Source organism: Bacillus sp. DE0042 (assembly GCF_007680225.1).
GTDB lineage: Bacteria > Bacillota > Bacilli > Bacillales > Bacillaceae_G > Bacillus_A > Bacillus_A wiedmannii.
Map to the genome: position 1 here is coordinate 1,766,347 of NZ_VEJP01000001.1, position 25,014 is coordinate 1,791,360.

Consider the following 25,014-nt stretch of genomic DNA (forward strand, 5'->3'; position numbering starts at 1 on the left):
CTTTGGGTGTCTTTTTTGTACATATTAAAATCCTCACCACCTTATGAAAACGGTAAGCCCTTTACAACAAACAATAATTGCAACTACATTACTTTTACATTACATTAAGGTTAAGGAATATTCTTTTACTAATAAAGTGCTAGATAGTAGGTGAAAAAATGGAATTTAACGATTTGGGTATTACCATTAAAGAACTTAGAATGAAAAAAAATATATCACAATCCGAATTATGTCATGGAATATGTTCACAAAGTCAAATTAGCAAGATTGAAAAAGGTATGATTTATCCATCTAGTATATTGTTATATCAATTATCAGAAAGACTTGGTATTGATCCAAATAATATATTTGCACTAACTCAAAACAAAAGATTAAAATATGTAGAAAATGTAAAATATGTAATAAAAGATTGCTTAAAGCAAAAACAATATAAAGAACTTTATGAAATAGTTAAAAAAGAGAAAAACTTAAATAATTTTCAAACAAAAGAAGAGAAACAGTTTCTAATATGGCACGAAGCAATTGCTATATTTATGGTGGATAAAACAATAAAAACTGCTTTAGATCTTTTAAATAATGCATTAAAACTAACTTTAACTAATTGTGATTTTTTATCAGAAAGAGAAATAGATATTATGCAAACAATGGCTATATTTTATGCGGAAAATAAAAATTATGAAAAAGGTATTAATATATTAAGAAGATGTTTAACTAATTTTAATAAGTTAGATTTTCCTAGAGATAAAGAAATTAAATTAAAAATCATATTAAATTTAGCAAAATGTTTAGACTCCACATTTCAACATGAAGAGGCAATAAAATACCTTGATAAGGGTATAAAATTAGCAATTAATCTAAATACTTTATACCTATTAGGTGAACTATTCTATTTAAAAGGTCAGTATTTATTAAAGATTAAACAACATAATGTAGAAGATGTTGTTTATAACTGGAAAAAAGCATTATTTATATTTGAACTAACAGAAAAAGAATATTATACAAAAATGCTACCAGATGAACTTATTGAAATACAAAATAAAAAACAATCATAACTTCGTACAAGCTACTTACAAAACCCACAGGAAAAATCCCTGTATTTTTAAAATTAAAGTGGTTCAAGTCACAGGAAGGCACCTTTGGGTGTCTTTTTTTGTGGAGAATCAGTTTAAAAACTAAAAATAAAAGAACCTCAATAAATGAGGTTCAAAAAATCTACTATTTTAAATTACCTTCGTAAAAAGCAACTCCATTTTGAACATGTTTTAAATACCACGTAATCGTCCCGCCACAAACATTTTCATTAAAACTATTAGCATATACTCCATTTGAGTAATAAAGAGTTCTTTTAAATTTACCATTAGAATACTCATAAGGAATTGAGCATGTTGCTTGCTTCGGAGAGCTCACAGCTTTTTGCGTATCAGCCGAAGCTGCCCCAATTCCTCCTGTTAATGCAATACCAGTTGCCAATAGCCCTACTACTAATTTCTTGAACATAATAAATCCCCCTTTAATAGTTTTTATAGCTTACAACTTAAATGTATCACTTTTGTAATTTTTGTAAATATATTGAATATGTAGAAATATTTATTTAATTCTTAGTAATATTGGGATTTTATTTTATCAAATGGAAAATAGAGGAGTTTAGAAAAGTATGTAACAATGCATAATAAATCAATCAGATATTATGATATACTCACAAAGAGCTGATACAAAATTTCTTTAGATTGGAAAACTAAAGTCTTATCTACCTAAAAGGAAGGCGCCTAATGGCGTCTTTTCTTTATTTTCAAAAGGACCTGCTCAATTCATTCTTTAAAACATAAAGTAAGGTGAACCCGTTAAAACCCATGGAATGAACCCTAGTTTTACCCTCTTATCTAAAGGAGGCACTATTGTTATGGGATATGGTGGTAGTTGCGGCGAAGGCTGCGGTTTCGCTGGAGGATTTGCTTTACTAGTTGTATTATTTATTCTATTAATCATTATCGGATGTAGTTGTTTCTGCTAAAAAACTATTAGAAAAGGTACCTATATAGGTACCTTTTCTTTATGTGCCTTATTCATTATCTAGCGCCACATCACTATCAAGTTAAGAAATTCATTGTACCCCCGAAATGAAAAAAGATGAAAAAATAATAAAAAGCTTATCATTAATTGCTATAAGATAAGCTTCTTTGTCTATACTTATTAAATTTTATTGGATTTCTTCCATGCTAATACTGTAATAAAATATTGAACACCAAATAGGACAGCGAAAAGTATAATGAACCTCGCTATTACTGATAACCATCCAACGAAATCTTCAGGTAAGTTATATTTGTATGTAGTAGCACCTATTGCGACAAAACAAAAAATAAAGGTATTACTCATTTTTTCTTTTAATTTTTCATTTAATTGTTCTTTATTATTAATATCTGTTTCATAAACACCAGTCAGAATAGATTTAATAAAAAAGAATATCATATAAAAAATTATAATAGCTAATGAGGCAGCCCATTCTAGAAATGGACGGTGTAGATATGCTCCTCTTATTATAAAATCAACAAAAGCTATAAGTAGGACAACAATTCCAGATTGAGCCCAAATTTTCATTTCGATTTGTTGAATTCTTTCATCTGAGTGCGTACTGAGTGAAAACCATTTTTTTAGTTTTTCCATTTTAAAGTTCCTCTCAAAATAATTTATCTAAGCTTTTATCTAATATTTTATCTATATGAATATAAAGTTTTAAAGAAGGGTTATATTTATTACTTTCAATAAGACTAATGGTTTGTCGTGTAACGTTTACAATATCGGCTAGCTCTTGTTGGGTCAGACCTTTTTCTACTCTTGCAATTTTCATTTTACTTACAGACATTAAATACACCTCATTTGTAAAAATAAACTTTATACCACAAATCTTATATTCTATATATTATGTTATTTTTAGGTTAAATGCAATATATACTTTACATTAAGACATATATATATTACTGATATCTTTTCTCATTTCTGTTATTTTTTGCATCTAAAACCATCCTACAAATAACATTAAAATTATTAATTCACTAGCTTATTAGCACAAACTGGTTAACTATATAATGTTTTAATAAAATATAGATATAATTTAAGAAGGTAAAGTTAATATAGATCAACTAAATAACGCAAAGAAAATGTTTTATTGCATAAAAAAAGGCTCCATTGCTGGAGCGCTCAAAAATAAAATAAGTAAATGAATTAAAACAAATAACAGACAATTTAACTATATAGATTAAATATAAATAAATCTATATATGTAACATTTCATATAAAAACCCTATTTTTTGATGCTATAATAAGCTTACTCGATGATTGTTATATATTTTTATGGTTTTTAAGCAATACAATACCTTCTTAACACCAAGTGTACAAGTAAAAGAAGACATCTTAATCGGTGTCTTCTTTTCTTATATAATAACACAATAAAATTAAGAAGAGGCAAGTCCGAGGAAGGCACCTTTAGGTGTCTTTTCTTTTAGGGAAAGGAATAAATTTTACCAGGATATATATGAAAATAAATCATCTGATTATAAAATAAAAAACGCTCATTTGAGCGTTTCATCTATATACCTAATAATTACTTTTTCTTCACTGATAACTCTTCTTCAGTAATAATCCCTTGATCCAACAACTCTTTATACTTCAATATTCCATCAGCCCCACGGCTCTCCATGCGTATATTGTATAACGTTTGTTGTATTAACCTTTGATTGGTCTGTTGGAGCATTTACTCCATTTAATAGTATGACCGTAATTATTAATCCAATTGAACTGCTTATGATTCTTTTCATTTTAAAGCCCCTTTCTGAAAACCTTTTTCTTTTTCTTGATATCCTAAATAGAAGTATTCACTAGATTTTATTGAATTTCCTTCTTCATGATATTTAACCGCTAACTTTTCAGCATATTCCTGGACATATTGCCATAAACCTACTTCATTAAAGAAAGAAATTCCTTTAGAAATAGCTAACTCTAATTCTTCAGCAGAAACATTCTCATTCATTCCCTTTAGAATGGTAAAATGATGTTCATATTCTTTTTGTTCTAGTTCATTACAGATTACTAAACCTTTTTCAATTAAAGAGGCTGCAAGCTTTGTTTTCCCTAACTTTAAATTCTCTCTAGCTTCCAAAAAAATCGCTCTAAAGTGATTCGGGATTTTTTGTGATACTTCTGATAAATAACGAAGTGCTAAATCAGATAGGTTTTGCTCTGCATACATAACCCCTAAACTATGTCTAACTCGTAACATTAACTCCTCTTCATTCTGCTTTTTCAAAATATCCAGAGACGACATAAAATAAACTTCTGCCTGTTCAAATTCATTTAGCTTTACACATGCTAAACCCAGAACATTGTCACATGCTGCGACCTTCCTACTATACCCGTACAGCCCTTCAAATATATTTCTTGCTCTAGTTGCATATTGAATAACTAAAATAGGCTGGCAAACATGATAATAGTAGCTAGATAGCTTAAAGTTAAATTCTGCTTTTTCGATTGGATCCTGAATATTTTCCAACAAAGATTCTGCTATTCCATAATGCTTTTCAGCCACTTTAAAATCACCGTTTACCGTAGCATGAGAAGCCTTAAAGAAATGGTAATAATATAATAGAGATTCATCTGATGGCGCTTCATCTAACTTCATTTTTCTTAGATCATTCTTAGATATGTCAGATTGATGGGGATAAAACTCTGCACTCAACATTTTAAATCTAAAATCTAAAAGTGAATAAAACTCTGTATTCTTTTGATCTTCTTCCATACTATTAACTTTTGTATCAATACTTTGTTTTAATTCCTTTGCCTTAACGAAATTCTGTGAACGAATTTCTCGATACCAATCATGTAAAAGTAAAGTGATTTCTTCCTTTTTTATTACGTGTACACTCATATAGCCCCTTCTCCTTTGTCTATAGATTACTAACATAATAACAAAAATCAGCTGATAAAACTTTTAATTTTCAGAATATTATAGTTTCAAAAAATTTTCTCAATACAATTTCACCATTTTAGCTCTTTAAACTTAAAATTTTTTCTGTTCCTTATTCATTTCTATATAAAAAATAACACTTTATTATTGGTAATGATGAAATATGAAAGTCTATCCCTTCATAAGTTTTATATTCATAGGATTAAATTCTGCCGCATAGCTCGAATCAGAAAGTGTTTTCCAAAATTCTTCTCTAAAATCGTCAAAAGATTTGAATTCTCTTCCTACTAATTTTTCTCAAACTTCTTGCGGAATACCCGTTGGTTTTTACCCTTCACTAAGGCCTCGTCCTAAACTGATTATTACACGGTTCACTTGACTACAATCTGCCTCTATCTCATCGAACTCAAGTAACTTTCTCCACATAAACACATGGACTCAACAAATCACTTCTAAAATTTATAAAAAGAAAAGACCTTTTATTTTAGTTAAAAGGTCTTTCTTTAAATATATTTATTAAGATTTATATTTTTTGACTGTATAGGGAATAGTTACAATGTATAAATCTATAGCATAGATTGTAACCCAAATACCTTTACCTTCAGCCGCTAGCTTTTCATTTAATTGTGATAAATGCTCTGAAACTTTTCTTTTACCCCATTTTCTAGGAAACCATTGAAAAACCTTAGGAACATTATGTTTTTTGTTATACCATACGTTCAATCTCCAAAAAATCAAGAAAAACGAGACAATCACTACAGTACAAAAATATCAAAATATGAAATTCCTAAAATCATATAATATATTCTCCATTTTCATTAAAGCTCAGATAATTTTTTTCTTATATAAAATCAGAGAAAGGATAGCAACCTCCCGCCCTAACAATATATAGTTATATGCAGCTTATCACACAATTCTATTAGAGGAAATATCATCGAAATACCCTCAAATTATATCTATCTAAAAACAAAATATAGACTTATTCAATTTTACGATACATTTATATGTTACGTTGGATAAGTCCCTTTATAAGTCGTTTTTTTAATGTAGATACCATTATTTCAATACAATAGAAGCGGTTATTGAAATATATATAGGCATAAGAAGATCCCCCCTAGTTTAAGCTAGAGGGGATCTTCTTATGCCTATTTCAAACTACTCACAATCTCCGCAAATATCACTTCAAACGCATGCACACCTGCATCTGGATATCCTAAACTTGGTCATATGACCACGATTACTTTAACAAAGGTTTTCACTAGAACCTTCTATACTATTTAACTAAATCTACTTGCTTTTCTAATTCTCTTCCAAGGAATGTAGCAAGTTCAAGCATACCAAATTGATTTGCTACAGACTCTGCGCCAGAATTATAGTTTGTGTTTGTATTAATATCATACGTATAAATTGTTCCATCCGCACTGCGAATAAATTCAATACCAGCAACGGTAATTTCATTTTCTTTCAAAAACTCTTTGTATTGTTCAATAATTGGCTCTTGGAAGTCTGATATAATTCCAAATTTTGTTGGCGTCTCTTTCTTACTCTCTTCTCCTACTGGGCAAAAAGCATCTTGAATCGAGCATGCATCTGCCGGGCAAAGCTCAAATCCTTCTGACGTATCTACTTTAACTGCATATACAAACTGGCCGCCTACAAACTCACAACGTGTAATATATGGTTCGGGCGCTTCAATATATTGCTGGATTAAAGTAATTCCATCAATAGGCTCTTCAAACGTTGGACCATCCAAATATTGCTCTAAAGCATCAATGGAATGAAACAGTTGAACACCAAGGCCTTTCCCTGCACGGTTATGCTTTGTAATAAACGGTACTTTCCCTAACTCCTTTGCTGCTTTTACTATATGATCACGTCCAACAGCACCAATTGTTTTCGGCACTTGTATCCCAAATTTTCTTAATGCTGCATATTGATTCAATTTACTTACTTCAAGACGTAATGCTCGAGATCCATTAAATACTGTTCGCCCGTATCCCTCTAACCAAGCAAGAACCCCTTCAGTCAATTCAGGTGCATATCGATGCCCTCTCGTATGTGAAGAAGCACTCATGCGGCTATAAAAAACACCTTGGGGAGGTTCTTGTTCCAACGAAAGTGTTCCTTCATTTAAAAGCCATTCCTCATATGGCAACTCCAGTTCTTCCAGCCTTTTCACTAAATGATTCGTCCATTCCTTATTTTCATGTAATATGTAAATTTTACTCATTTGTAATCATTTCCTTTCTTTTTGCTTCAACTAATGGCATCACTTTTTCAGAAAATCGTTTCATCTCTTCAAGCTGCGGTGAAAATTGTAAAAGTAATAACGTAACACCCACTTTTTCAAAAGCAAGTATCCTTTCTGCAATTTGTTCTGGTGTTCCGATTAAATTAGGACGTAACCCGCGATTAGATACGGAATAATCATTGAGCTTCACTTGCTGTTCCAAATGCGATTTACTAATAAAGTCTTGATAACCCGCATAACCTAAAGCATCGTCTTTCACATCCGTTATACGTCTCCATTCCTCTAATGCCTCTTCTTCTGTATCACGACAAATAGCGTAAGCCGCCAGCCCGAATGACTGTAATGGCTCCTCTGTAACTTTCTTTCTACGATTCTTCATATCTTCTATTTTCACAGATACTTCTTCCACTGTTCCCCCGTGCATTACATATGCATCCGCGTGGTTTACAATGACCTCTTTTCCTCGCTCACTCTCACCACCTGCATAAAGCTTAATACCTTGTTTCTGCACAGGTTTTGGACTTAAATGTGTATGATGAAGCTCATAAAAGTTCCCCTTATAAGAAAACTCTTCTTCTTTCCAAAGCTCTTTCAAAATTGTTACAAATTCCTCTGTGCGATCATATCTTTCATCATGTGCGGTAAATACCCCGCCGTACTGTTTCGCTTCTTCTTCCCACCACGCTGAAACTACATTCAATGTAAACCGGCCATTACTTAATTGATCGATATTCGCTGCCATTTTCGCTGTAACTGCTGGATTGTGGAAACCAGGTCTTACAGCTGTCATAATCTCTAATTTATCCGTCACTGCAGCAAGAGCTGCTGCAGTTGTCCACGCCTCTAAACTTGGTGCTGAAACACCTTTTATATCATTTAAGTTTAATTCTGCAATAAGTGTTGTTGAAAAACCTAATTGTTCTGCTGCTTGCGCTGTTTGTTTTGCATACTCAAATGTAGGCGGCATAGATTCATCATCTACATTTCGAAGCCATCCCCCAAAAATCGGTAACCAAAAACCGTACTCCACTACCTATTCCCCCTTTAACTTTTAGCCATAAAAAAAGCTACTCTTAACGAAATAAGAGTAGCCTTCTTGACTAAGTGAACCGCTCTTATCTTTCAGGTGTTTTTTCACCTGCAGGATTTGGCACCTTTCGTCTAAAACGAGGTTGCCGAAGTTTCATAGGGCCCGTCCCTCCACTTCTCAGCATAAGAATTGTTTGATTTCCATTTATTATAATCATCAGAATAATAAAAATCAATCCTTTAATACTTATTTTTCCGATATACATTAAATGATATATGAAAAATCATATTGTTATAGAGATTTATAAGGGTATTGTGTTGTTTTACTTACGAATATATAAAGGGGTATGTTGTATCATGTCGAAAACATCATGTATAACCAAGTTGCTTTACTTCTATCTTAAAAACACAGCAAATGAGGTGTTAGTAGCATGAAAAATAAACGATGCGAGAATTGTGGTTCTACTACATTTAAAGAAGGAAGAGTTGGATCTGCTTATCATGCATATGTTTGTGAAGATGATTCTAGTAGGCTCTTTTCAGTGGGGAAACGTTCCAAACTACTAACTACATTTTGTTTAGAATGTGGTGAGGTGAAATCATTTAGAGTGGAGAAACCGGAGATATTTGAAGAATAAAATAATACTAATTACATATTATGAAGATGGTTATTAATAATGGTAACATTCAAGCATTTCGCTTACCTTTAGAATTGGAATATTGGGTACTTTCATCTATAGGTGCTGCTTCACTAGGAAAAATCCGTTCCTCTGTAAAGTTGCTTTCGGAATAATAGACACGAAATTGCATGTTAAATGCAAATAAACAAGGAACCTATTAGTCGGTTCCTTGTTTATTTGGCTAAAGCAGACTCCTTTGGAAAACCCAAATAAAAGTTAAATCAACTCCTATTTAACATTTCTCTTCAAATATATGACAGTAAAGAATACATCATCACGGTGTCAGCAAGCAAAAGTGTATTCTGCATTTCTAAAAACAGTAGATGGCAGATTGTGACCTGCTGAATCTGCTAAGAAAGAATATACAAGAACATCCTTAACATCATCTTTATTTCCACTAATGATGACATCAAGAAAATCTTCTATTTGGAATTCTGGCGTAAACAACACAATCTTAGTTGTTCTGTTTGGTTCTAAAGAAACAAAAGTACGAGAGATTTCAACTAATTCATTTTGAGTTGGGAAAGAAATGTTTCGACTTCTCTTAACAGTTACCGTTACATTACTAGTATGGCAGCGCGAATCATTGTTTAACATAATGTTGAGAGCAGTTGGAATAATCCCATTTTCAGAAACTGGAACTCGAAACACTCCAGTAGATTTATGAGCCATATAATCACATCCTTTCAAAATAAAATATATTTACAATATATTAGATGCAAGAAACGTTCATTTTGATAGGGACAAATTATATGATTAATATATTTATAATAACCCTCAGTATTACTAAGACAATGATTTACAAGATTAACAAATATCGTGAAACCCAATCGAATGTATATTAAAAGTAAAAAGAATAAGGTGTCTAAAAGATTACCTATTTTGAGCCAATAATGAGACATTATGTTAATCTTATATGTATAGTTGCACAAAATTGAGAAACTTAAGGAGACAGATTAATTTTATGAAAAAATCATTCATATTACTTACTTTAATTCTAGTATTAGTCAGTTTTACGGCTGCTTGCACACAAGATAAAAAAGATAGTGCCGTTGAAAATGGTCCAATAGAAGAACCAACCGCAAAAAATGAAAATGAAGAATTAATAAATTTTGAAGAAAAAGAAGATATGAGCCGCTTGGAACAAGGTATTTTATTAGTTGGTGAGAGTGTTAAGGGAGGCTATTACTTGACCGCCGTTCAAAATGCATATTTAAATGCTAGTAACGATTCCGTCGTTGTTAATGTCTCTGTAAAAAATGTACGAGGTCAAACGATTGGACTATCAGAATTAAAATATAACTTAAAAGATGAAAAAGCCGGAAAGGCCTATGAAGGAAAGGTGCTTGATCAAAACCCTTCTGGTATACAAGTTACACCAAATGAAACGGTAGAATTGAAAATAGCTTTTGAAGTACCAAGTATCGCAGATGAATATATGTTTTATATTGAAAGCTCTTTAGATCCTCTAGGAGCACGCTGGAAAATCGATAAGTTGCAATCACAAAAAAACTAAGTCTCAAATAAGCAAAAAGCACTGAAAAATTTGATATAGATACAAATGAATAATATATAAACATAAAACCATCGATTTAATGAATCGTTGGTTTTTTTTCAAAAAATGCTCCATTAAAAACTAGGAGACAAAAAAAAACTAATCCCTAAAAGAGATTAGCTCAATACATCAAAAGCTATTATAGTACATAGTTTTATGAGCAAACGTTATATAATGTTGTATGGGATACATAACCTGTCATCCCTTTATATGTAACTTTTAACCACTGTTTAGAATTACTGTAATGACCTTGAACATATTCACCAGTTACCCATGTTCCAGTAATTTTCGCACCATCATTAAATGTATGTAAGACAGGTGATCCAACAGTGTAACCACTGCGCATCTTTGCACCATATACACCTACCGTACCTCCCTTTGCACAAGCTGCTACTACAGTTTTATTTTCAGTAGTATTCGTAGCCGCAAAAGCAGAGCCGTTAAATGTAAACAAAGTAAACATAAAAGCTGTTAATAAAGTACAAATAGATAAGCGACGTAACAAAATAAATTCCCCCTTTTTTTATAATATATTGCTTCATAAATGATTATCTTAAATATTCTAACTATTTTCAATATATTAATGTTGAGAAATATTAGTTGTAGTTTTGAAATAAGATTTTATCAAAAATATTAACAAACTCATATTTTACAGAGAGAGCCCGAAAGTAGTCTTCTACCAACTATATAAAAGTCCCTCCGCCTTAAGACAGAGGGACTTTCTCATTCCTATTTCAAACTTACCCGCAATCTCCGTAAAGATAACCCCAAGCGCATGTGCACCTGCATCTGGGTAGCCTAAACTTCTTTCACCAACTGTACCAGCGCGGCCCATGTGATCTACGATTTCTTTCGTATACTCTGCGCCTTTTTCAAAGGCAATTTTCACTATGTTTAAAATATCTGAACACATAAATTCATTTACTTTTTACGAAAATAAAATTGTATTTTTTAGAATTTCAATGTTAATCAATTTGAAACTTTATGAGTTAATTAAATGTGATATTTAAAGAAGGAATTTGTGATGAAGTACTCACATGATGGAATTAATGTTAAAAAACAAAAAAACTCTAACTAATTCGTCATGGCGATTTAGTTAGAGTTTTTTTGTTTGAAGTATTCACGAGTATCTACCCTTATCTTTTCAGGTAAAACAATATCAAGTTCTTTATCTAACCATGCAAGAGTCTTTTTACGAAGAAACTCACGCATGTGTTCTTCTGCTTCAAGCATTACTAAGTTAATTGTACAAGAAGAATTGCTAGGCTCACAAGAATTACAAGCGTCGTCTCGATATAGTAGACCATTTTGTACAATATTTTTACATTGAAAAATAGGTTTTGGGCCTTCGACGGCTTCTATTACATCCCAAAAAGAAATATCTTCTGGAGACTTAGCTAACCTGTATCCTCCTTTTACACCTGGGACAGAATTCACAATGTCAGCTTTAGATAATTTACCGAAAACTTTTGAAAGAAATGTTTCAGAAAGTCCTTGAAACTCTGCCAAATCTTTTATTCCAACACTTTCCTTGGAAGGAGCATTGATTAAATAAACTAGGCAATGCAAGGCATATTCAACCCCAACACTATATTGCATATACAAATCACCTGCTTTTTATTTTAAGGGTTATCAAATTGTATCTTAGGACCATTTAGAATTTTAGTCAAATAAAAAAAGGCTCTTTTAGAATAGTATGTATTTCATTTGACAAAAATAATTTCAGAGATTATATTAAAGACAATGTTAATCGACGATTAACATTGTCGACAATTAAAACGTAAAAACTTTTAAAAAGGGGAAATACAAATGAACAAAACACTTATTATAAACGCACATCCGAAAGTGGATGATACATCATCAGTCAGCATTAAGGTTCTTAACCACTTTTTAGTATCTTATAAAGAATTAATTCCTAATAATGAAACGATTGAACAGATTAATTTATACGATGATGTAGTACCAATGATAGATAAAACTGTTTTAAGTGCATGGGAAAAACAAGGAACTGAACAAGAGTTAACTGGTGAAGAACAAAAAGTAACGGAGCGTATGTCCGAAATTTTACAACAATTTAAAAGTGCAAATACGTATGTTATCGTATTACCTTTGCACAATTTTAATATTCCATCAAAGTTAAAAGATTACATGGACAATATTATGATTGCACGTGAAACATTTAAATATACTGAAACCGGATCAGTAGGACTACTTAAAGATGGAAGAAGAATGCTTGTTATACAAGCAAGTGGAGGAATCTATACAAATGATGATTGGTATACAGAAGTGGAATACTCTCATAAATATCTAAAAGCAATGTTTAACTTCCTTGGTATTGAAGATTATCAAATCGTTCGTGCACAAGGAACAGCATTACTAGATCCAAATGAAGTATTACAAAATGCCTATAAAGAAGTTGAAGAGGCTGCTTCTAGATTGGCTAACAAATAAAAGTTTTCACTGGAAGAATGATGGTTATCAATAAAGATCCCCTCCACCATAAGGCAGAGGGGATCTTCTAATTCCTATTTCAAACTACCCGCAATCTCCGTAAAGATAACTCCAAGTGCATGCGCACCTGCATCAGGATATCCTAAGCTTCTTTCGCCAACTGTACCAGCGCGGCCCATGCGAGCTACGATTTCTTTCGTGTACTCTGCTCCTTTAACCGCTGCTTCTGCACCTTTTTCAAAGGCAGTTTTCATGTCTACTTCGTTTGAAGCGCTGTCTAACCAAGAATCTACACATGGAGCAAGTGCGTCAACAAGTGTTTTATCACCAACTACCGCTCCTCTACCGAATGATCTTTCACCGATAGATTGTATACCTTGCAGTGCCGCTTGTAACATTTCAGCGAATTCTTTCACTGTTAACTCACATTTTTCGCCAGCTGCTTTACTAGCTGCTCGGAATGCACCGCCCCAAATTGGACCAGATGCGCCGCCGCAATGTTCCATAATAATCATCGAACAACCGTCAAGGAATGATCCGATCGTTACGTTCTCTTGATCTACAATAGAATGCCACTCACGTTTTAATTGTTTAAATCCTTTTGCCACACTCATTCCGAAGTCGCCGTCACCAGCATGCGTATCTAACTCACAGAACGGTACTTCATTTTTAATAATAACGTCGCTCATTTTATCAACGAGATAAATCATGTTGTTTAATGTAATGACATTATTTTTAATAACAGCATGCTCTTCCGCTGTTTCTATTTCAAAGGAAACTTCCTTCTCTTCTGTCTCTTCAAGCACATTTACGTACTCAACACTTTCAACTGGTCCATCTACTTTAAACGCTGGTGTATTACACTCTTTCGATAGTAATGTTTTTAGCTCATCATCTAATTTCATTACTGTTAAAGACATACCAGCCATATCGATACTCGTCATATAATTGCCAACGAATACTCTGTTTATTTTAATTTTTCTAGCTGCTAATTCTCGCGTCACTGCGTTGTTAAATAAGTAAAGTTCTTGCAGTGGTGTTCCGCCAAAACCGTTAACTAGAAGCGCAATTTCTTCGCCATCTTTTACTCCTAAATCTTTTACAAGATCGTTTGTCATACGGTTCGCTAGTTCATCTGCTGACAACATTTTTTCACGCTTAATTCCTGGTTCACCATGAATACCTACGCCGTATTCCATTTCATCTTCCGCAAGTGTGAAAGTAGGTGATCCGCTCGCTGGAACTGTACAAGAAGTTAACGCTAAACCGATTGTGCGCACGTTAGCCGCTGCTTTTTCTGCGACAGCTTTCACCGCTCCTAAATCCATACCTGCTTCCGCTGCTGCGCCGGCAATTTTATGAACTAAAATAACGCCCGCAACGCCGCGTCGTCCTACTGTATATAGACTATCTTCTACCGCAATATCATCGTCCACTTTTACGTAGTCTACTTCAATTCCATCTTCCGTCGCTAAATGAGCACCGTTTTTGAAATTCATAATATCGCCGCTGTAATTTTTAATAATTAATAACGTACCTTTTTTACTTGCTGTTTCTTTAATTGCTTGATACACCTGAATTTGTGAAGGAGAAGCAAACACATCTCCGCACACTGCCGCATCTAACATTCCTCTTCCGACTAGACCTGCATGCGCTGGCTCATGCCCACTACCGCCGCCACTAATTAACGTTACTTTATTTTCGTTCATTTCTTTCTTCTTAATGACTTTATATTTTTTCAAAAGCTCAAGCTCTGGGTGAGCCATAACCATTCCGTTGCACATTTCCATTACTAATGTTTCTGGTTTATTTATAATCTTTTTCATTGTGATTCTCCCTCAATTCCTTTAATATATTGTGATATATTTGAAATCTTCTTCTTACTATCCATGTTAAAATGAAAGCGTTTTATAGTAAACGGACAAAATGGACAATCTGTCTAAAGACACCGCTCTCATTTGTAGGTAGGATTTTCATATTACTAACATTCTAGGGATGATTCAGATGACCTCTTCTATAATTTCTAAAAAGATAATCGCGAATTCATTGAAGTATTTAATGGAAACAGAGTCATTTCATAAAATATCAGTGAGCGATATTATGTTACACTGTCAAATGCGTAGGCAAACTTTTTATTATCATTTTAAAGATAAATTTGAACTATTAAGCTGGATTTATAAAGAAGAAACGAAAGAAAACATTATCGACTTTCTCGACTATGAAACGTGGGAAAACATTTTCGATTTATTATTTGATTACTTTTATGAAAATCAAAAATTTTACCGAAACGCTTTTAAAGTCATTGAACAAAACTCGTTTAATCACTATTTATTTGAGCATACGAAAAACTTATATATGAAGATTATTGATGAACTATCTGTGAGCTGTGGATTCAGCCTTTCTGATGAGACAAAAAATACGATTGCCTCCTTTTATAGTCACGGCTTCGTTGGAACGATAAAAGATTGGATTGAAAGCAAATGCGAAGTAGATCCTTCCATTATGTCTTCTCTCATGAAAAATATGATAAACAATCAATTACTACTATTACTGGAACAATCAGCAAAGTAATTAAAGGGTGGCAACAGCAATGAAAAAGATTATGAATGATGTAGAAAATGTTGTTCAAGATATGATGCATGGCTTTTATTTTGAACATAACGAAAAAGTAAATTACGATGAAACAAATAACATCATTTATGTAAAAGATATAGAAAAACTGAAGCAAAACGTTGTTATTATAAGCGGCGGTGGTAGCGGACATGAACCTGCTGATATTGGTTATGTAGGAAAAGGTATGCTTACGGCGACAGTAAACGGCAGTATTTTCACTCCGCCTACAGTGGAACAAATTATTGCAGCAACCCGTCTCATGCCAAAAGATAAAAGTATTTTATTCATCATTAAAAACTTTAAAGATGACGTAGCAAACTTTTTAGCGGCAGAACAAATCACAAAAGAAGAAGGAAGACAAATTGACCACATCATCGTAAATGACGACGTTTCAATTGAAGATGATGCTTCATTTAATAAAAGAAGACGCGGCGTCGCTGGTACTGTTTTCGTTCAAAAAATACTCGGTGCGGCCGCTCTTGCAGGTCACTCTTTAGACGAACTAACAACACTCGGCCATTCTATCACCGAAAACTTACACACATTAGGAGTCGCCCTTTCACCTGCAAACGACCCAGTGAAAGGAAAAGCTTCATTCACATTAAACGACGACGAAGTCTTTTACGGCGTCGGCATTCACGGAGAAAAAGGATACCGTAAAGAAGCGCTATCTTCTTCTGAAATATTAGCGATCGAACTAATGAACAAACTAAAAAGCATTTACCGCTGGAGAAAAGGTGACAACTTTGCTATTCTCATTAACGGATTAGGTGCAACTCCACTAATGGAACAATACATTTTCGCAAATGATATTCGCCGTTTATGTGAGCTGGAAGGCTTACATATTACATTCGTAAAAGTTGGTACGCTACTAACTTCTTTAGATATGAAGGGTGTTTCGCTCAGTTTGCTTAAGGTGGAGGATTTGGATTGGGTGAAGTGGTTGAAAGAACGTACGGAAACTGCTAGTTGGTAATACAAATAGGATGACTTCAATTGGCCATCCTATTTTTGTACGAAATTCAGCTATAAAAAAATTCTGCCCTCAATATGACAGCAAATTTACATCAAAAATGTAAATCCTCATTTCCTTCGTATTTTCCTTTATTACGTCTTTTTCTTATGAATAATTCTGCAACAATTAAATTAGGTACCCACGCTAACCAAGCAATAATAGCGTAACTAAGTTCAAATCGCTCTATTCCAAATAGAACGATAAACAACGGTAGCCAAATTCTTAATGTAACTGCTCCAAAGGTTAAAGAATAATTTCTAATCATCCAATTCCGATGCTCTTTAATTTTTTTATTCTTAACTCTATGTAACGCTTGATATGCTGATGTTAGCCAAAATACGGCTAACAAACCGAAACCTAGCTTCGCTACCAATCCTCCCGTAGCATAAAAGGATAAATATAGTCCAGAAACGCCGCCTAATAATATACCAACCATATAGATTTTCCCAACTATTCGATGACGGTTGATATTCCTTTCTCTAAATTTAGTGGATAATGTAAAAGGGCCAATTACTAATGCTACTATACTAGTTGTAATATGTATAAGTAGCATCATATACCAGAACGCACTTAATTTAGATCCAAACATAAGCTTCACTTTTACAAGCCCTGTTTGAAATCCATCCATAATAAAATATTGGACAACAACATAGCCAGCTACTAAAAGAGCAAAAAAAGTAACTACAAACCAAATTTTCCTGTTCAAATTTTACTGCCTCCCCATTACATTCACGAAAATTAGATTATATATTACTGTTCATTCTCGGGAAAAATAGAAAAGCCTTCTTCATACATAAAAACCCTCAAGTATGTCGTTCTATACTTGAGGGTTTACTCATCTATTTCTTCTCATCTCTCATTTTCTTAAATCAATAGTTAACTCATCTGTAATCTGCTCAAGATGAAAAAATCTTTTTATATAATGGATATGTGACCATTTCTCTTCCCCACCAATAATAAATAATTCTTGCTCATCATACATGAATGAAAAGCTTGGATAAAAACTGTCAGCCTTTATTTCAATCTCACCAGTGCGATTACTGATAATCTTACAGTCTGCTGAATAGCTTAATAACGTATAGAGGGAATCTTGTGCTGATTGAAAGAAATGCTGCATAAGTGTCGTTATATCATCACTATCGGTAATACACACTTTAAAAAAGTTCGTATCCCTTTTCTTATTAGTAAAAACTAGCTCAAAATGAAGTTTATTCTCTTCTAAAAATCCTTCAATAAAGTCCCTACATAAATAAGTTTCAAATAATATGTACATAGGAAATTTTTTATTTGCGCCTATAAATCCTTTAATGATTTCTTCGAATCCTGTATGCTGATTCCAATTCGTTCCCACTCCTATCATAATAGGGTGATTTAAATAAATAGGATACGGTGATAACCCTTCATTTTTTAACATATACTCTCGTTTTCCATCTGTATGAAGAGCTGGTTTAGACTCTTTTAGTAAGGTATTGAGATAATTGAACACTTAACACATTTACACCTACCTATCATGTAATACATAAACCGCATCTATTAAGTTAGAAAAAGCGATGAGTTATTCACATTTTACCGTGTTTAAGCGAGGAGAACTAGAATAGATCGCAATCTTATTGGAGGCTTACAGATCTCCAGGATAATAAATGAACATCGCACCTACAAATGAACACACTAAACAAAAAACAGCTTCGTATTTTATGACTAAAGAAGAGTTGGTATCAAGCTTTTTTTCCTCTCTTTTACATATCATTTTAAATAAAGCTCTATATAATACATACCCAATAATCGCCCCGAGGGTATTCGTAAATAAATCATCAATATCTGTAATTCTATTATTTAGTAATTGATTTAACTCAATTGCCAATGAAAAAAAGAATCCCGCACATACGGTGTTTTTCATTTTTCTAAACTTTGGCCAAATAGTCGGTAATAAAAAACCGAACGGCATAAACAGTACAATGTTCAAAAGATACGTAGTACTACCTGCCGTATCAAATAGAGTCAAGTTAATTTGACTGACACGAATCCACGTTTCATATCTACTTATATCCCATACAGTCGCGATTTGCGTCACCCCATATACTAGCGAAAGGTAGAATAGAAAAACATATACCCATAGAAAATGCAGAATAGATATATTTCTTTTCGCATTAAAATAACATCCAATTTGAAACACAATACAAAACATAATAGTAAAAAAATAAGTATACAAATAACTCATTAAAACTCCTGTATGCATGTGGAATCTCCTAACTTTACATTTTCATCTATGGATTTATCGTTTTTAGTATCCTTCTTGATATTACTTGTTTATAGGATAGGAAAAACTTTTAAAATAAAAAGTGGGGTAAACATAAAATTTTTCTTAAATCTTCAGTTAGGTTTTATTATTACTCTTCTTAGGAATCCGTCATTGATAGCTAGGCAACAACATGCTTAAACTTAACAATATTATCATTTTTGCACGTAATCCTCGTAGTACTTTAACCGATGAAGCATATATAAAATCATGTGAATCGTTTGTTCAGTTAAAACATGAAATTAAGAAATATATGACGTACTATAATCACGCTTGCTATCAATAGAATTTAAAGAAGATGACTCCTGTTTGCATACAGAAATCATCTTTTTTAGGTTGCCTAACTTTTTTAAAAATGTCCTTTACAAAGGGTACAGATCAAGAGCACCTTATTCCTATTCAAGGGGATTAACTATACCTTCTTCCCTTAAAATCACTAAAACCTATTTACAAATCTATAAAAGTAGATATAATATCCTTATGGAACCTTTATTAATTTATAAAGCATTGTCAAATGAAACAAGATGTCAAATTTTATCATGGTTGAAAAATCCAGAAAACCATTTCGATGAAAAACCTTATCTAGAACAAGACCTTAACTTTCAAGTTGGCGTATGTGTAGGAGATATCCAACTTAAAACTGGCTTAGCCCAATCGGTTATTTCTAGTTATTTATTAACTATGAAAAAAGCAGGCCTACTAGAGTCTGACCGAATTGGAAAATGGACCTACTATCGTCGAAATGAAAAAACAATACGAGAGTTTTCTGAATACGTCCAAAACGAATTATAAAATGAAAGCTAATAATCAATCAGCATACTAATTGATTATTAGCTTTCACACATTCTGCTTTTTTACAGGTATCCAATGACTTTTGTATAAATTGCACTGCCTATAAAAGCAAGAAACATCGAAAGGAGAAATTTTTTTAACATATCACATCTAGTTATTTAGATATCTGTTATTGTATTTCAAATTACATACTCCTGATAATATTGGCATCCAATCATGCTTATAATAATGCTTCTTTGTTAATGAATTTATTTTCAAAATACTGATACGAATGGAGAGTTTAATAAATGAAAAAAGTAAATCCTTTACTTATTCTGACACTCGCAATAGGTGTGTTCGGAATTATTACTACCGAGATGGGTATTGTCGGCGTATTACCACAAATCACTGAAAAATTCGGAATTTCAACTACACAAGCTGGATTTTTAGTAAGTATATTTGCACTAGTTGTTGCTATTTCTGGTCCATTTTTAATTCTGCTCGTCTCTAGTATTAATCGCAAAATAATTTTATTAACAGCAATTTTCATATTTGTTATTTCAAATTTAATCTACGCTTATACAACACAATTTGAAATCATGCTTATTTTTCGTATTTTACCGGCAGCGCTTCATCCACTCTTCTTTTCAATCGCTCTTGTAACAGCTGCTAAACTTGTCCCTCCAGAAAAGAGCGGTCAAGCAGTTACAAAAGTTTTCATGGGAATTACTGTTGGCTTTGCTTTAGGTGTACCACTAACCTCTTACCTTGCAGACCAATTTTCACTCGAAATGGCTTTCTTATTCGGAGCATTCGTTAACACTGTTGCATTCATTGGAATACTACTCCTACTTCCTTCTATGCCTGTTAAAGAAAAAATGTCTTTCGGCAAACAAATTCGTATACTCGGCAAACCAGGATTATGGTTAAATATTTTAACCGTCACATTCCTTTTTGCAGCCATGTTTTCCGTATACAGCTACTTCGCTGAGTACCTTGCAAAAGTAACTTCCATGAATGGATCTCTCATCAGTATCATGCTATTCATATTTGGTATAGTTATGATTTTAGGTAATCATTTATTTGGTGGTCTTCTGCAAAAAAGCATAATAAACACTGTAATATCATTCCCTATTCTATATTCTATTGTTTACATAATGGTTTATTATTTAGGTTCCTACCTTGTTCCAATGATTTTTATAGTATTCATTTGGGGAATCGTACATGCTGGTGGATTAATTGTTGGTCAAACATGGTTAATAAGTGAAGCTAAAGAAGCACCCGAATTTGGTAACAGTCTATTCGTTTCGTTCTCAAATCTCGGAATTACTTTAGGAACCACTATTGGAGGCTGGTTCATTTCAAACTTAGGTATTCACCAGCTTATTTGGAGCGGATTTACATTCACACTACTCTCATTTCTATTAATTATAATAAAACTAAAATTTTTCAATTCTAATAGCCAGGCTTCATTATCAAGCTAGTACATTTTCAGTTCCAAATTCGATAAAAAACATTATAAATTCTTCTTATTAGATTTTATTAACTAAAAAGTATAATGCTCAAAGCCTTTAGCCATAATTACGACTAAAGGCTTTTTTGTATATAAAAATAATTCTAAAAGGAGCTAATTTTATGGAACATAATCAAAATGGAGTACTTGCTTTAATTGTTTTATTTTTAGGATTAGTGTTTTTTGTTAGTGGAATGGTTTATCATTTATGGGGCTCTTTTTAATGGTATGATTGTAATCACTCATAAAAACCCTCAAGTATGTCGTTCCTTTATTAATTTCAACGTTTAGACAGATACATAATTCAAAAACTAAAATGTGTATTGCAATTATCGATATGAAATATTTCCAAAAACAACTTAACATGGTAAAATAATATTCGGACGGGAGTCCAATATTATTAAAATTAAGATGGTTCAAGTCGGAGAAAGGCACCTTAGGGTGTCTTTTCTTTATTTTCAAAAGGACCTGCTCAATTATTGTGTAAAAAACATAAAGTAAGTTGAATCCATTAAAATACATGAGTGACCCCTTGTTTTCCCCTCTTATTAAAGGAGGAACTATTATGGGATTTGGTGGTAGTTGTAGTAGTAATTGTGGCGGCGGCTTTGCTTTACTAGTTGTATTGTTTATTTTATTGATCATTGTTGGAGCTTCTTGCTTCTGCTAAAAAACTATCGGAAAAGACACTCTTATATGGGTGTCTTTTCTTTGTAATAAAAAGCTCTCTATAAAGGAAAGTTTTCACATCCAAATTAGTGATTTACACAGCACTTTATTTCTTCTCATCCCTCATACTGTAATAACCTAAATTAATAATAATTAAGAAATACCCACCCATAATTCCAGCTGCAAATGTCCACATGTACTCACGGTGTTCAATTTCATACATAATAATCGCACCGAGTATGGCGGCTGCAAACCGATTCATCATGCCAAGCATTGGTGCTTTTTCTTTTTTTACGATGCTATTTCCGAACTTTTCAATACGCCTTCCTAAGATCCAGGCGCAGTACATACTAACTAAAAGGCCAACGCTTATCCCTACAAACTGGGCTGAGAAAGGTGTCATCAACCATCCCAATAACATCACGCCTAGTAAACAATATATTTGTATGTTGAATGATCTTAATGCCATACGAATCATGTTATGCTCCTTATCTTTCTCATTAATCCCATCTTTCGGATTTCAAACCTTCCGATATATCTTTTTTTAAATGGGGGAATTTGATTTTGCTCACCATTAAATAAGCGAGTACGCATGTGCCAAACGCCACCGACACTGTATTATGTAGGAGGCATAAAATGAGGAGACACATTGCTGCAAATGGAATGGGCATTCCGATGAATGTTGGGAGTTTGCTTTGTTGTGTATTAAATCTCGCAAGCCGCAGCATTCCGCAAATACTATAAGCAAGCGCACATATCATCCCAATAGACTGCAAATCTTTTAAAGCGACACTATATACAAGAATAGAAGGTGCCACACCAAAGGTCACTAAATCCGCAAATGAATCTAGTTCTCCGCCCATTTCCGAAACAGAATCTAGCTTCCGAGCAACCATACCATCAAACAGATCAAATACCATACCTGTAATAATGAACAGAACTGCACCATACATATCGTGAACGAAAACAGCGTGAATAGCCAAAAGCCCACACACAAAATTTGCTATCGTAATCATATTTGGTATGTAACTCATCACACGCTTCCCCTCCTTTCTACTAATTGCTTCATCTTGCTTCTTACTCATTAGACTCAAGATCCTTCTGTTTTTCTTCCAATATCACTTTATTTATTTTCGTTAACGTATCAGTCATTTGCTGCAAAGCTTCGATATCAATTTTCGAGAAATATTTCTCGATTAACACATCATCTAACTCAGACAATCGTTCGATATATTTACTACCGTTTGGGCCGAGTGTAAGGAAATACTCCCTTTTATTATTAGGGTTTACTTGTTTCGAAATCATCTTCTGCTTTTCCAATTTCGATAAAACTTGGCTCACAGCACTTTTCGTTATATTAAACGTACTCGCAATGTTATTTGCTGTCGTGTTTTCATTTAAATGAATATGAAATAGCATGCTCTCTTGCTGCCCAGTAAGACCGAACTCATCCTTTAAATCTTGAAATAATAAAATGTAGAGTTCCGTGTAGGCTCGATTCATTTCATTAATTACTTCTTTATACGATTTAGTCATAGCGTTCTTCCTCCATGCTGTTATTTCGGTTTTAATAGTTTAGTTCACTTAACTAAACTATATTATACCTTTATGTTCGTGTAAAGGGAAATATGGCTCCCTTCTTTATTCACAATGAAAAAAGAAGACATCAATCAAGATGTCTCCCTTTCATACTTAAGACTCCAAACTCTTACCATTTGTCTTAATTACTTCCTTATACCAATCGAAGCTTTTTTTCTTCAATCTTTTTAATGAACCTTTTCCTTCATTATCTTTATCAACGTATATATATCCGTAACGTTTCTTCATTTCTCCAGTAGAAGCACTTACAAGGTCAATTGGACCCCAGCTTGTGTATCCGATAATATCTACTCCATCTTGGATCGCTTCTGACATTTCAATCATATGCTTCTCTAGGTAATCAATACGGTATTCATCATTCACTTCGTCTTCACCATTTAATTGATCGATTGCACCGAGACCATTTTCAACAACAAATAACGGTTTTTGGTAACGATCGTACAGTTGGTTCGCTGTAATACGGAAGCCTTTCGGGTCAATCGTCCATCCCCACTCTGATTTTTCAAGGTATGGATTTTCAACAGAACCGAATACATTTCCGCTCGTTATGCTTTTTAACACTTCTGGATCTGTACTTGTTGCTCGGCTTGAATAGTAGCTAAAGCCAATATAATCAACCGTATGCTCTTTTAAAATTTCCTCATCTTCTTTTTCCATTTCAATTGTTACATTGTTATCTGTAAAGAAACGTTTTGCGTATCCAGGATATGCTCCTCTTGCTTGTACATCAATGAAGAAGAATGATTCACGGTCTTGTTCCATTGCACGAAGTACATCATCTGGATTACATGTGTACGGATACGTCGCACCAGCAGCAAGCATACAACCGATTTTTGCATCTGGAATGATTTCATGACACGCTTTTACAGCTAACGCACTTGCGACAAGTTGGTGATGCGCTGCTTGATATTGAATTTGTTTTTTATTATCACCTTCTTTAAATGCTAGACCTGCTCCCATGAAAGGTAAATGTAAAAGCATATTAATTTCATTAAACGTCATCCAATATTTCACTTTATCTTTATATCTATTAAAAATAGTTTTTGCGTACGTCTCGAAGAAGTTTACGAGTTTTCTACTTCTCCAGCTTCCATACTTTTCTACTAAATGAACAGGCACATCAAAGTGAGCCATCGTAACGATTGGTTCAATACCGTGCTTTAACAGTTCATCAAACAAATTATCATAAAACTGTAATCCTGCTTCATTTGGCTTTTCATCTTCACCACTTGGGAAAATACGCGTCCACGCAATCGATACACGTAACGCTTTAAATCCCATTTCTGCAAACAACGCAATATCTTCTTTATAACGATGATAAAAATCAATCGCTTCGTGTGACGGGTAAAACTCTCCTTCTACTGGCGTAAAGGAATGAATATTTCCTTTCATAATATCCCAACGATTTTCACCAGTTGGTAATAAATCAACCGTCGTTAATCCTTTTCCGTCTTCTACATATGCGCCTTCAACTTGATTGGCTGCAGTTGCTCCACCCCATAAAAATCCTTTTGGAAAATTAACTTTAGACATATAGAAAAACTCCTTTATATAAGAATGAACGAGGAAAGGCATTGTAAGTTTTAAAGAATACCTTTCTTCGTTTGAACCTGTA

Annotated in this window: 29 protein-coding genes, 3 pseudogenes and 1 riboswitch; of the genes and pseudogenes, 11 read left to right on the forward strand and 21 right to left on the reverse strand. The window is 33.2% G+C overall.

Annotated elements, in window-relative coordinates:
- Positions 1–158: 158 nt before the first annotated feature.
- Positions 159–1,052: a helix-turn-helix domain-containing protein gene (locus FS802_RS08925; protein ID WP_000395489.1), complete on the forward strand. Its 894-nt coding sequence runs from the start codon at positions 159–161 to the stop codon at positions 1,050–1,052.
- Between the two features lie 163 nt (positions 1,053–1,215).
- Here the strand turns inward: FS802_RS08925 and FS802_RS08930 are convergent, their stop codons facing one another.
- Positions 1,216–1,497 carry an LCI fold-containing protein gene (locus tag FS802_RS08930; protein ID WP_000473837.1) on the reverse strand — a complete coding sequence of 94 codons (282 nt, stop codon included), beginning with the start codon at positions 1,495–1,497 and terminating at the stop codon, positions 1,216–1,218.
- Positions 1,498–1,900: 403 nt separating this feature from the next.
- Here FS802_RS08930 and FS802_RS08935 point away from each other — a divergent pair, with 403 nt between their 5' ends.
- Positions 1,901–2,011 carry a YjcZ family sporulation protein gene (locus FS802_RS08935; RefSeq protein ID WP_000540371.1) on the forward strand — a complete coding sequence of 37 codons (111 nt, stop codon included), beginning with the start codon at positions 1,901–1,903 and terminating at the stop codon, positions 2,009–2,011.
- A gap of 179 nt (positions 2,012–2,190) precedes the next feature.
- On the opposite strand, the gene FS802_RS08940 is transcribed toward FS802_RS08935, so the two are convergent.
- From FS802_RS08940 to FS802_RS08965, 8 genes and pseudogenes are all read right to left on the reverse strand, one after another.
- Complete coding sequence (locus FS802_RS08940; protein WP_255291342.1) at positions 2,191–2,661, reverse strand: DUF6773 family protein; 471 nt, start codon at positions 2,659–2,661, stop codon at positions 2,191–2,193.
- Positions 2,662–2,674: 13 nt separating this feature from the next.
- Positions 2,675–2,860 carry a helix-turn-helix transcriptional regulator gene (locus tag FS802_RS31475; RefSeq protein WP_255291341.1) on the reverse strand — a complete coding sequence of 62 codons (186 nt, stop codon included), beginning with the start codon at positions 2,858–2,860 and terminating at the stop codon, positions 2,675–2,677.
- Positions 2,861–3,674: 814 nt separating this feature from the next.
- On the reverse strand, positions 3,675–3,812 hold the full coding sequence (locus FS802_RS08945; protein WP_000821340.1) for a Phr family secreted Rap phosphatase inhibitor: 138 nt from the start codon (positions 3,810–3,812) through the stop codon (positions 3,675–3,677).
- Positions 3,809–4,918 carry a response regulator aspartate phosphatase gene (locus tag FS802_RS08950; RefSeq protein WP_098095776.1) on the reverse strand — a complete coding sequence of 370 codons (1,110 nt, stop codon included), beginning with the start codon at positions 4,916–4,918 and terminating at the stop codon, positions 3,809–3,811. Before FS802_RS08950 ends, FS802_RS08945 begins: the two co-directional genes overlap by 4 nt.
- Before the next feature lie 216 nt (positions 4,919–5,134).
- Positions 5,135–5,272, reverse strand: a pseudogene (locus tag FS802_RS31930) (WXG100 family type VII secretion target); the annotation flags it as partial.
- A gap of 201 nt (positions 5,273–5,473) precedes the next feature.
- On the reverse strand, positions 5,474–5,680 hold the full coding sequence (locus FS802_RS08955) for a hypothetical protein (protein WP_033657684.1): 207 nt from the start codon (positions 5,678–5,680) through the stop codon (positions 5,474–5,476).
- Between the two features lie 550 nt (positions 5,681–6,230).
- Positions 6,231–7,187 (reverse strand): ATP-grasp domain-containing protein, encoded by a 957-nt coding sequence (locus tag FS802_RS08960; RefSeq protein ID WP_098653151.1) that lies wholly within the window; start codon positions 7,185–7,187, stop codon positions 6,231–6,233.
- Positions 7,180–8,238, reverse strand: coding sequence for an LLM class flavin-dependent oxidoreductase (locus FS802_RS08965; RefSeq protein ID WP_098720252.1), 1,059 nt, complete (start codon positions 8,236–8,238; stop codon positions 7,180–7,182). Before FS802_RS08965 ends, FS802_RS08960 begins: the two co-directional genes overlap by 8 nt.
- A gap of 82 nt (positions 8,239–8,320) precedes the next feature.
- A riboswitch (SAM riboswitch) is annotated at positions 8,321–8,427 on the reverse strand.
- Positions 8,428–8,668: 241 nt separating this feature from the next.
- Between FS802_RS08965 and FS802_RS08970 the strand changes: the two genes are divergently transcribed.
- Positions 8,669–8,875: a hypothetical protein gene (locus FS802_RS08970; protein ID WP_000792083.1), complete on the forward strand. Its 207-nt coding sequence runs from the start codon at positions 8,669–8,671 to the stop codon at positions 8,873–8,875.
- Between the two features lie 324 nt (positions 8,876–9,199).
- On the opposite strand, the gene FS802_RS08975 is transcribed toward FS802_RS08970, so the two are convergent.
- A complete protein-coding gene (locus tag FS802_RS08975; RefSeq protein ID WP_000940657.1) occupies positions 9,200–9,589 on the reverse strand; it encodes a hypothetical protein in 390 nt (129 codons plus the stop codon).
- Between the two features lie 292 nt (positions 9,590–9,881).
- On the opposite strand from FS802_RS08975, the gene FS802_RS08980 reads away from it, so the two are divergent.
- Positions 9,882–10,433, forward strand: a complete 552-nt coding sequence (locus FS802_RS08980; protein WP_098720251.1) for a DUF4352 domain-containing protein — start codon at positions 9,882–9,884, stop codon at positions 10,431–10,433.
- A gap of 193 nt (positions 10,434–10,626) precedes the next feature.
- Here FS802_RS08980 and FS802_RS08985 read toward each other — a convergent pair whose 3' ends face one another.
- From FS802_RS08985 to FS802_RS08995, 3 genes are all read right to left on the reverse strand, one after another.
- Positions 10,627–10,977, reverse strand: a complete 351-nt coding sequence (locus FS802_RS08985) for an SH3 domain-containing protein (RefSeq protein WP_000946188.1) — start codon at positions 10,975–10,977, stop codon at positions 10,627–10,629.
- A 171-nt stretch (positions 10,978–11,148) separates the two neighbouring features.
- On the reverse strand, positions 11,149–11,385 hold the full coding sequence (locus FS802_RS08990) for a DAK2 domain-containing protein (RefSeq protein WP_000336953.1): 237 nt from the start codon (positions 11,383–11,385) through the stop codon (positions 11,149–11,151).
- Between the two features lie 179 nt (positions 11,386–11,564).
- Positions 11,565–12,071 carry an RrF2 family transcriptional regulator gene (locus tag FS802_RS08995; RefSeq protein ID WP_001200329.1) on the reverse strand — a complete coding sequence of 169 codons (507 nt, stop codon included), beginning with the start codon at positions 12,069–12,071 and terminating at the stop codon, positions 11,565–11,567.
- A 210-nt stretch (positions 12,072–12,281) separates the two neighbouring features.
- Here FS802_RS08995 and FS802_RS09000 point away from each other — a divergent pair, with 210 nt between their 5' ends.
- On the forward strand, positions 12,282–12,923 hold the full coding sequence (locus FS802_RS09000) for an FMN-dependent NADH-azoreductase (protein ID WP_001044360.1): 642 nt from the start codon (positions 12,282–12,284) through the stop codon (positions 12,921–12,923).
- 74 nt (positions 12,924–12,997) lie between these two features.
- On the opposite strand, the gene dhaK is transcribed toward FS802_RS09000, so the two are convergent.
- The gene (gene dhaK, locus FS802_RS09005; RefSeq protein WP_098653148.1) at positions 12,998–14,749 is read right to left on the reverse strand and encodes a dihydroxyacetone kinase subunit DhaK; all 1,752 of its coding nucleotides are present in this window, start codon (positions 14,747–14,749) and stop codon (positions 12,998–13,000) included.
- A gap of 178 nt (positions 14,750–14,927) precedes the next feature.
- Here dhaK and dhaS point away from each other — a divergent pair, with 178 nt between their 5' ends.
- Both dhaS and dhaQ read left to right on the forward strand, forming a co-directional pair.
- Positions 14,928–15,494: a dihydroxyacetone kinase transcriptional activator DhaS gene (dhaS, locus tag FS802_RS09015; protein ID WP_000204210.1), complete on the forward strand. Its 567-nt coding sequence runs from the start codon at positions 14,928–14,930 to the stop codon at positions 15,492–15,494.
- 19 nt (positions 15,495–15,513) lie between these two features.
- Positions 15,514–16,512, forward strand: a complete 999-nt coding sequence (dhaQ, locus tag FS802_RS09020) for a DhaKLM operon coactivator DhaQ (RefSeq protein WP_098653147.1) — start codon at positions 15,514–15,516, stop codon at positions 16,510–16,512.
- A gap of 91 nt (positions 16,513–16,603) precedes the next feature.
- On the opposite strand, the gene FS802_RS09025 is transcribed toward dhaQ, so the two are convergent.
- The 3 genes and pseudogenes from FS802_RS09025 to FS802_RS09035 form a co-directional block, all read right to left on the reverse strand.
- Positions 16,604–17,257 (reverse strand): DUF2306 domain-containing protein, encoded by a 654-nt coding sequence (locus FS802_RS09025; RefSeq protein WP_098653146.1) that lies wholly within the window; start codon positions 17,255–17,257, stop codon positions 16,604–16,606.
- 150 nt (positions 17,258–17,407) lie between these two features.
- Positions 17,408–18,044, reverse strand: a pseudogene (locus FS802_RS09030) (hypothetical protein).
- A gap of 125 nt (positions 18,045–18,169) precedes the next feature.
- On the reverse strand, positions 18,170–18,787 hold the full coding sequence (locus FS802_RS09035; RefSeq protein WP_098720250.1) for a VanZ family protein: 618 nt from the start codon (positions 18,785–18,787) through the stop codon (positions 18,170–18,172).
- Positions 18,788–19,031: 244 nt separating this feature from the next.
- On the opposite strand from FS802_RS09035, the pseudogene FS802_RS09040 reads away from it, so the two are divergent.
- The 4 genes and pseudogenes from FS802_RS09040 to FS802_RS09055 all read left to right on the forward strand — a co-directional run.
- A pseudogene (locus FS802_RS09040) lies at positions 19,032–19,133 on the forward strand (TetR family transcriptional regulator); the annotation flags it as partial.
- 194 nt (positions 19,134–19,327) lie between these two features.
- A complete protein-coding gene (locus FS802_RS09045; protein ID WP_000433539.1) occupies positions 19,328–19,639 on the forward strand; it encodes an ArsR/SmtB family transcription factor in 312 nt (103 codons plus the stop codon).
- Between the two features lie 287 nt (positions 19,640–19,926).
- A complete protein-coding gene (locus FS802_RS09050; RefSeq protein ID WP_000757547.1) occupies positions 19,927–21,102 on the forward strand; it encodes an MFS transporter in 1,176 nt (391 codons plus the stop codon).
- A gap of 594 nt (positions 21,103–21,696) precedes the next feature.
- On the forward strand, positions 21,697–21,801 hold the full coding sequence (locus FS802_RS09055) for a YjcZ family sporulation protein (protein ID WP_075310385.1): 105 nt from the start codon (positions 21,697–21,699) through the stop codon (positions 21,799–21,801).
- A 105-nt stretch (positions 21,802–21,906) separates the two neighbouring features.
- Here FS802_RS09055 and FS802_RS09060 read toward each other — a convergent pair whose 3' ends face one another.
- The 4 genes from FS802_RS09060 to FS802_RS09075 all read right to left on the reverse strand — a co-directional run bounded on the left by FS802_RS09060 (position 21,907) and on the right by FS802_RS09075 (position 24,932).
- Complete coding sequence (locus tag FS802_RS09060) at positions 21,907–22,278, reverse strand: ATP synthase subunit I (RefSeq protein ID WP_000620589.1); 372 nt, start codon at positions 22,276–22,278, stop codon at positions 21,907–21,909.
- Between the two features lie 22 nt (positions 22,279–22,300).
- Complete coding sequence (gene pssA, locus FS802_RS09065) at positions 22,301–22,885, reverse strand: CDP-diacylglycerol--serine O-phosphatidyltransferase (protein WP_098708672.1); 585 nt, start codon at positions 22,883–22,885, stop codon at positions 22,301–22,303.
- Positions 22,878–23,336, reverse strand: coding sequence for a MarR family winged helix-turn-helix transcriptional regulator (locus FS802_RS09070; RefSeq protein ID WP_070168498.1), 459 nt, complete (start codon positions 23,334–23,336; stop codon positions 22,878–22,880). The genes pssA and FS802_RS09070 overlap by 8 nt, the downstream gene beginning before the upstream one ends.
- A gap of 156 nt (positions 23,337–23,492) precedes the next feature.
- A complete protein-coding gene (locus FS802_RS09075; RefSeq protein ID WP_098720248.1) occupies positions 23,493–24,932 on the reverse strand; it encodes a 6-phospho-beta-glucosidase in 1,440 nt (479 codons plus the stop codon).
- Positions 24,933–25,014: the final 82 nt, after the last annotated feature.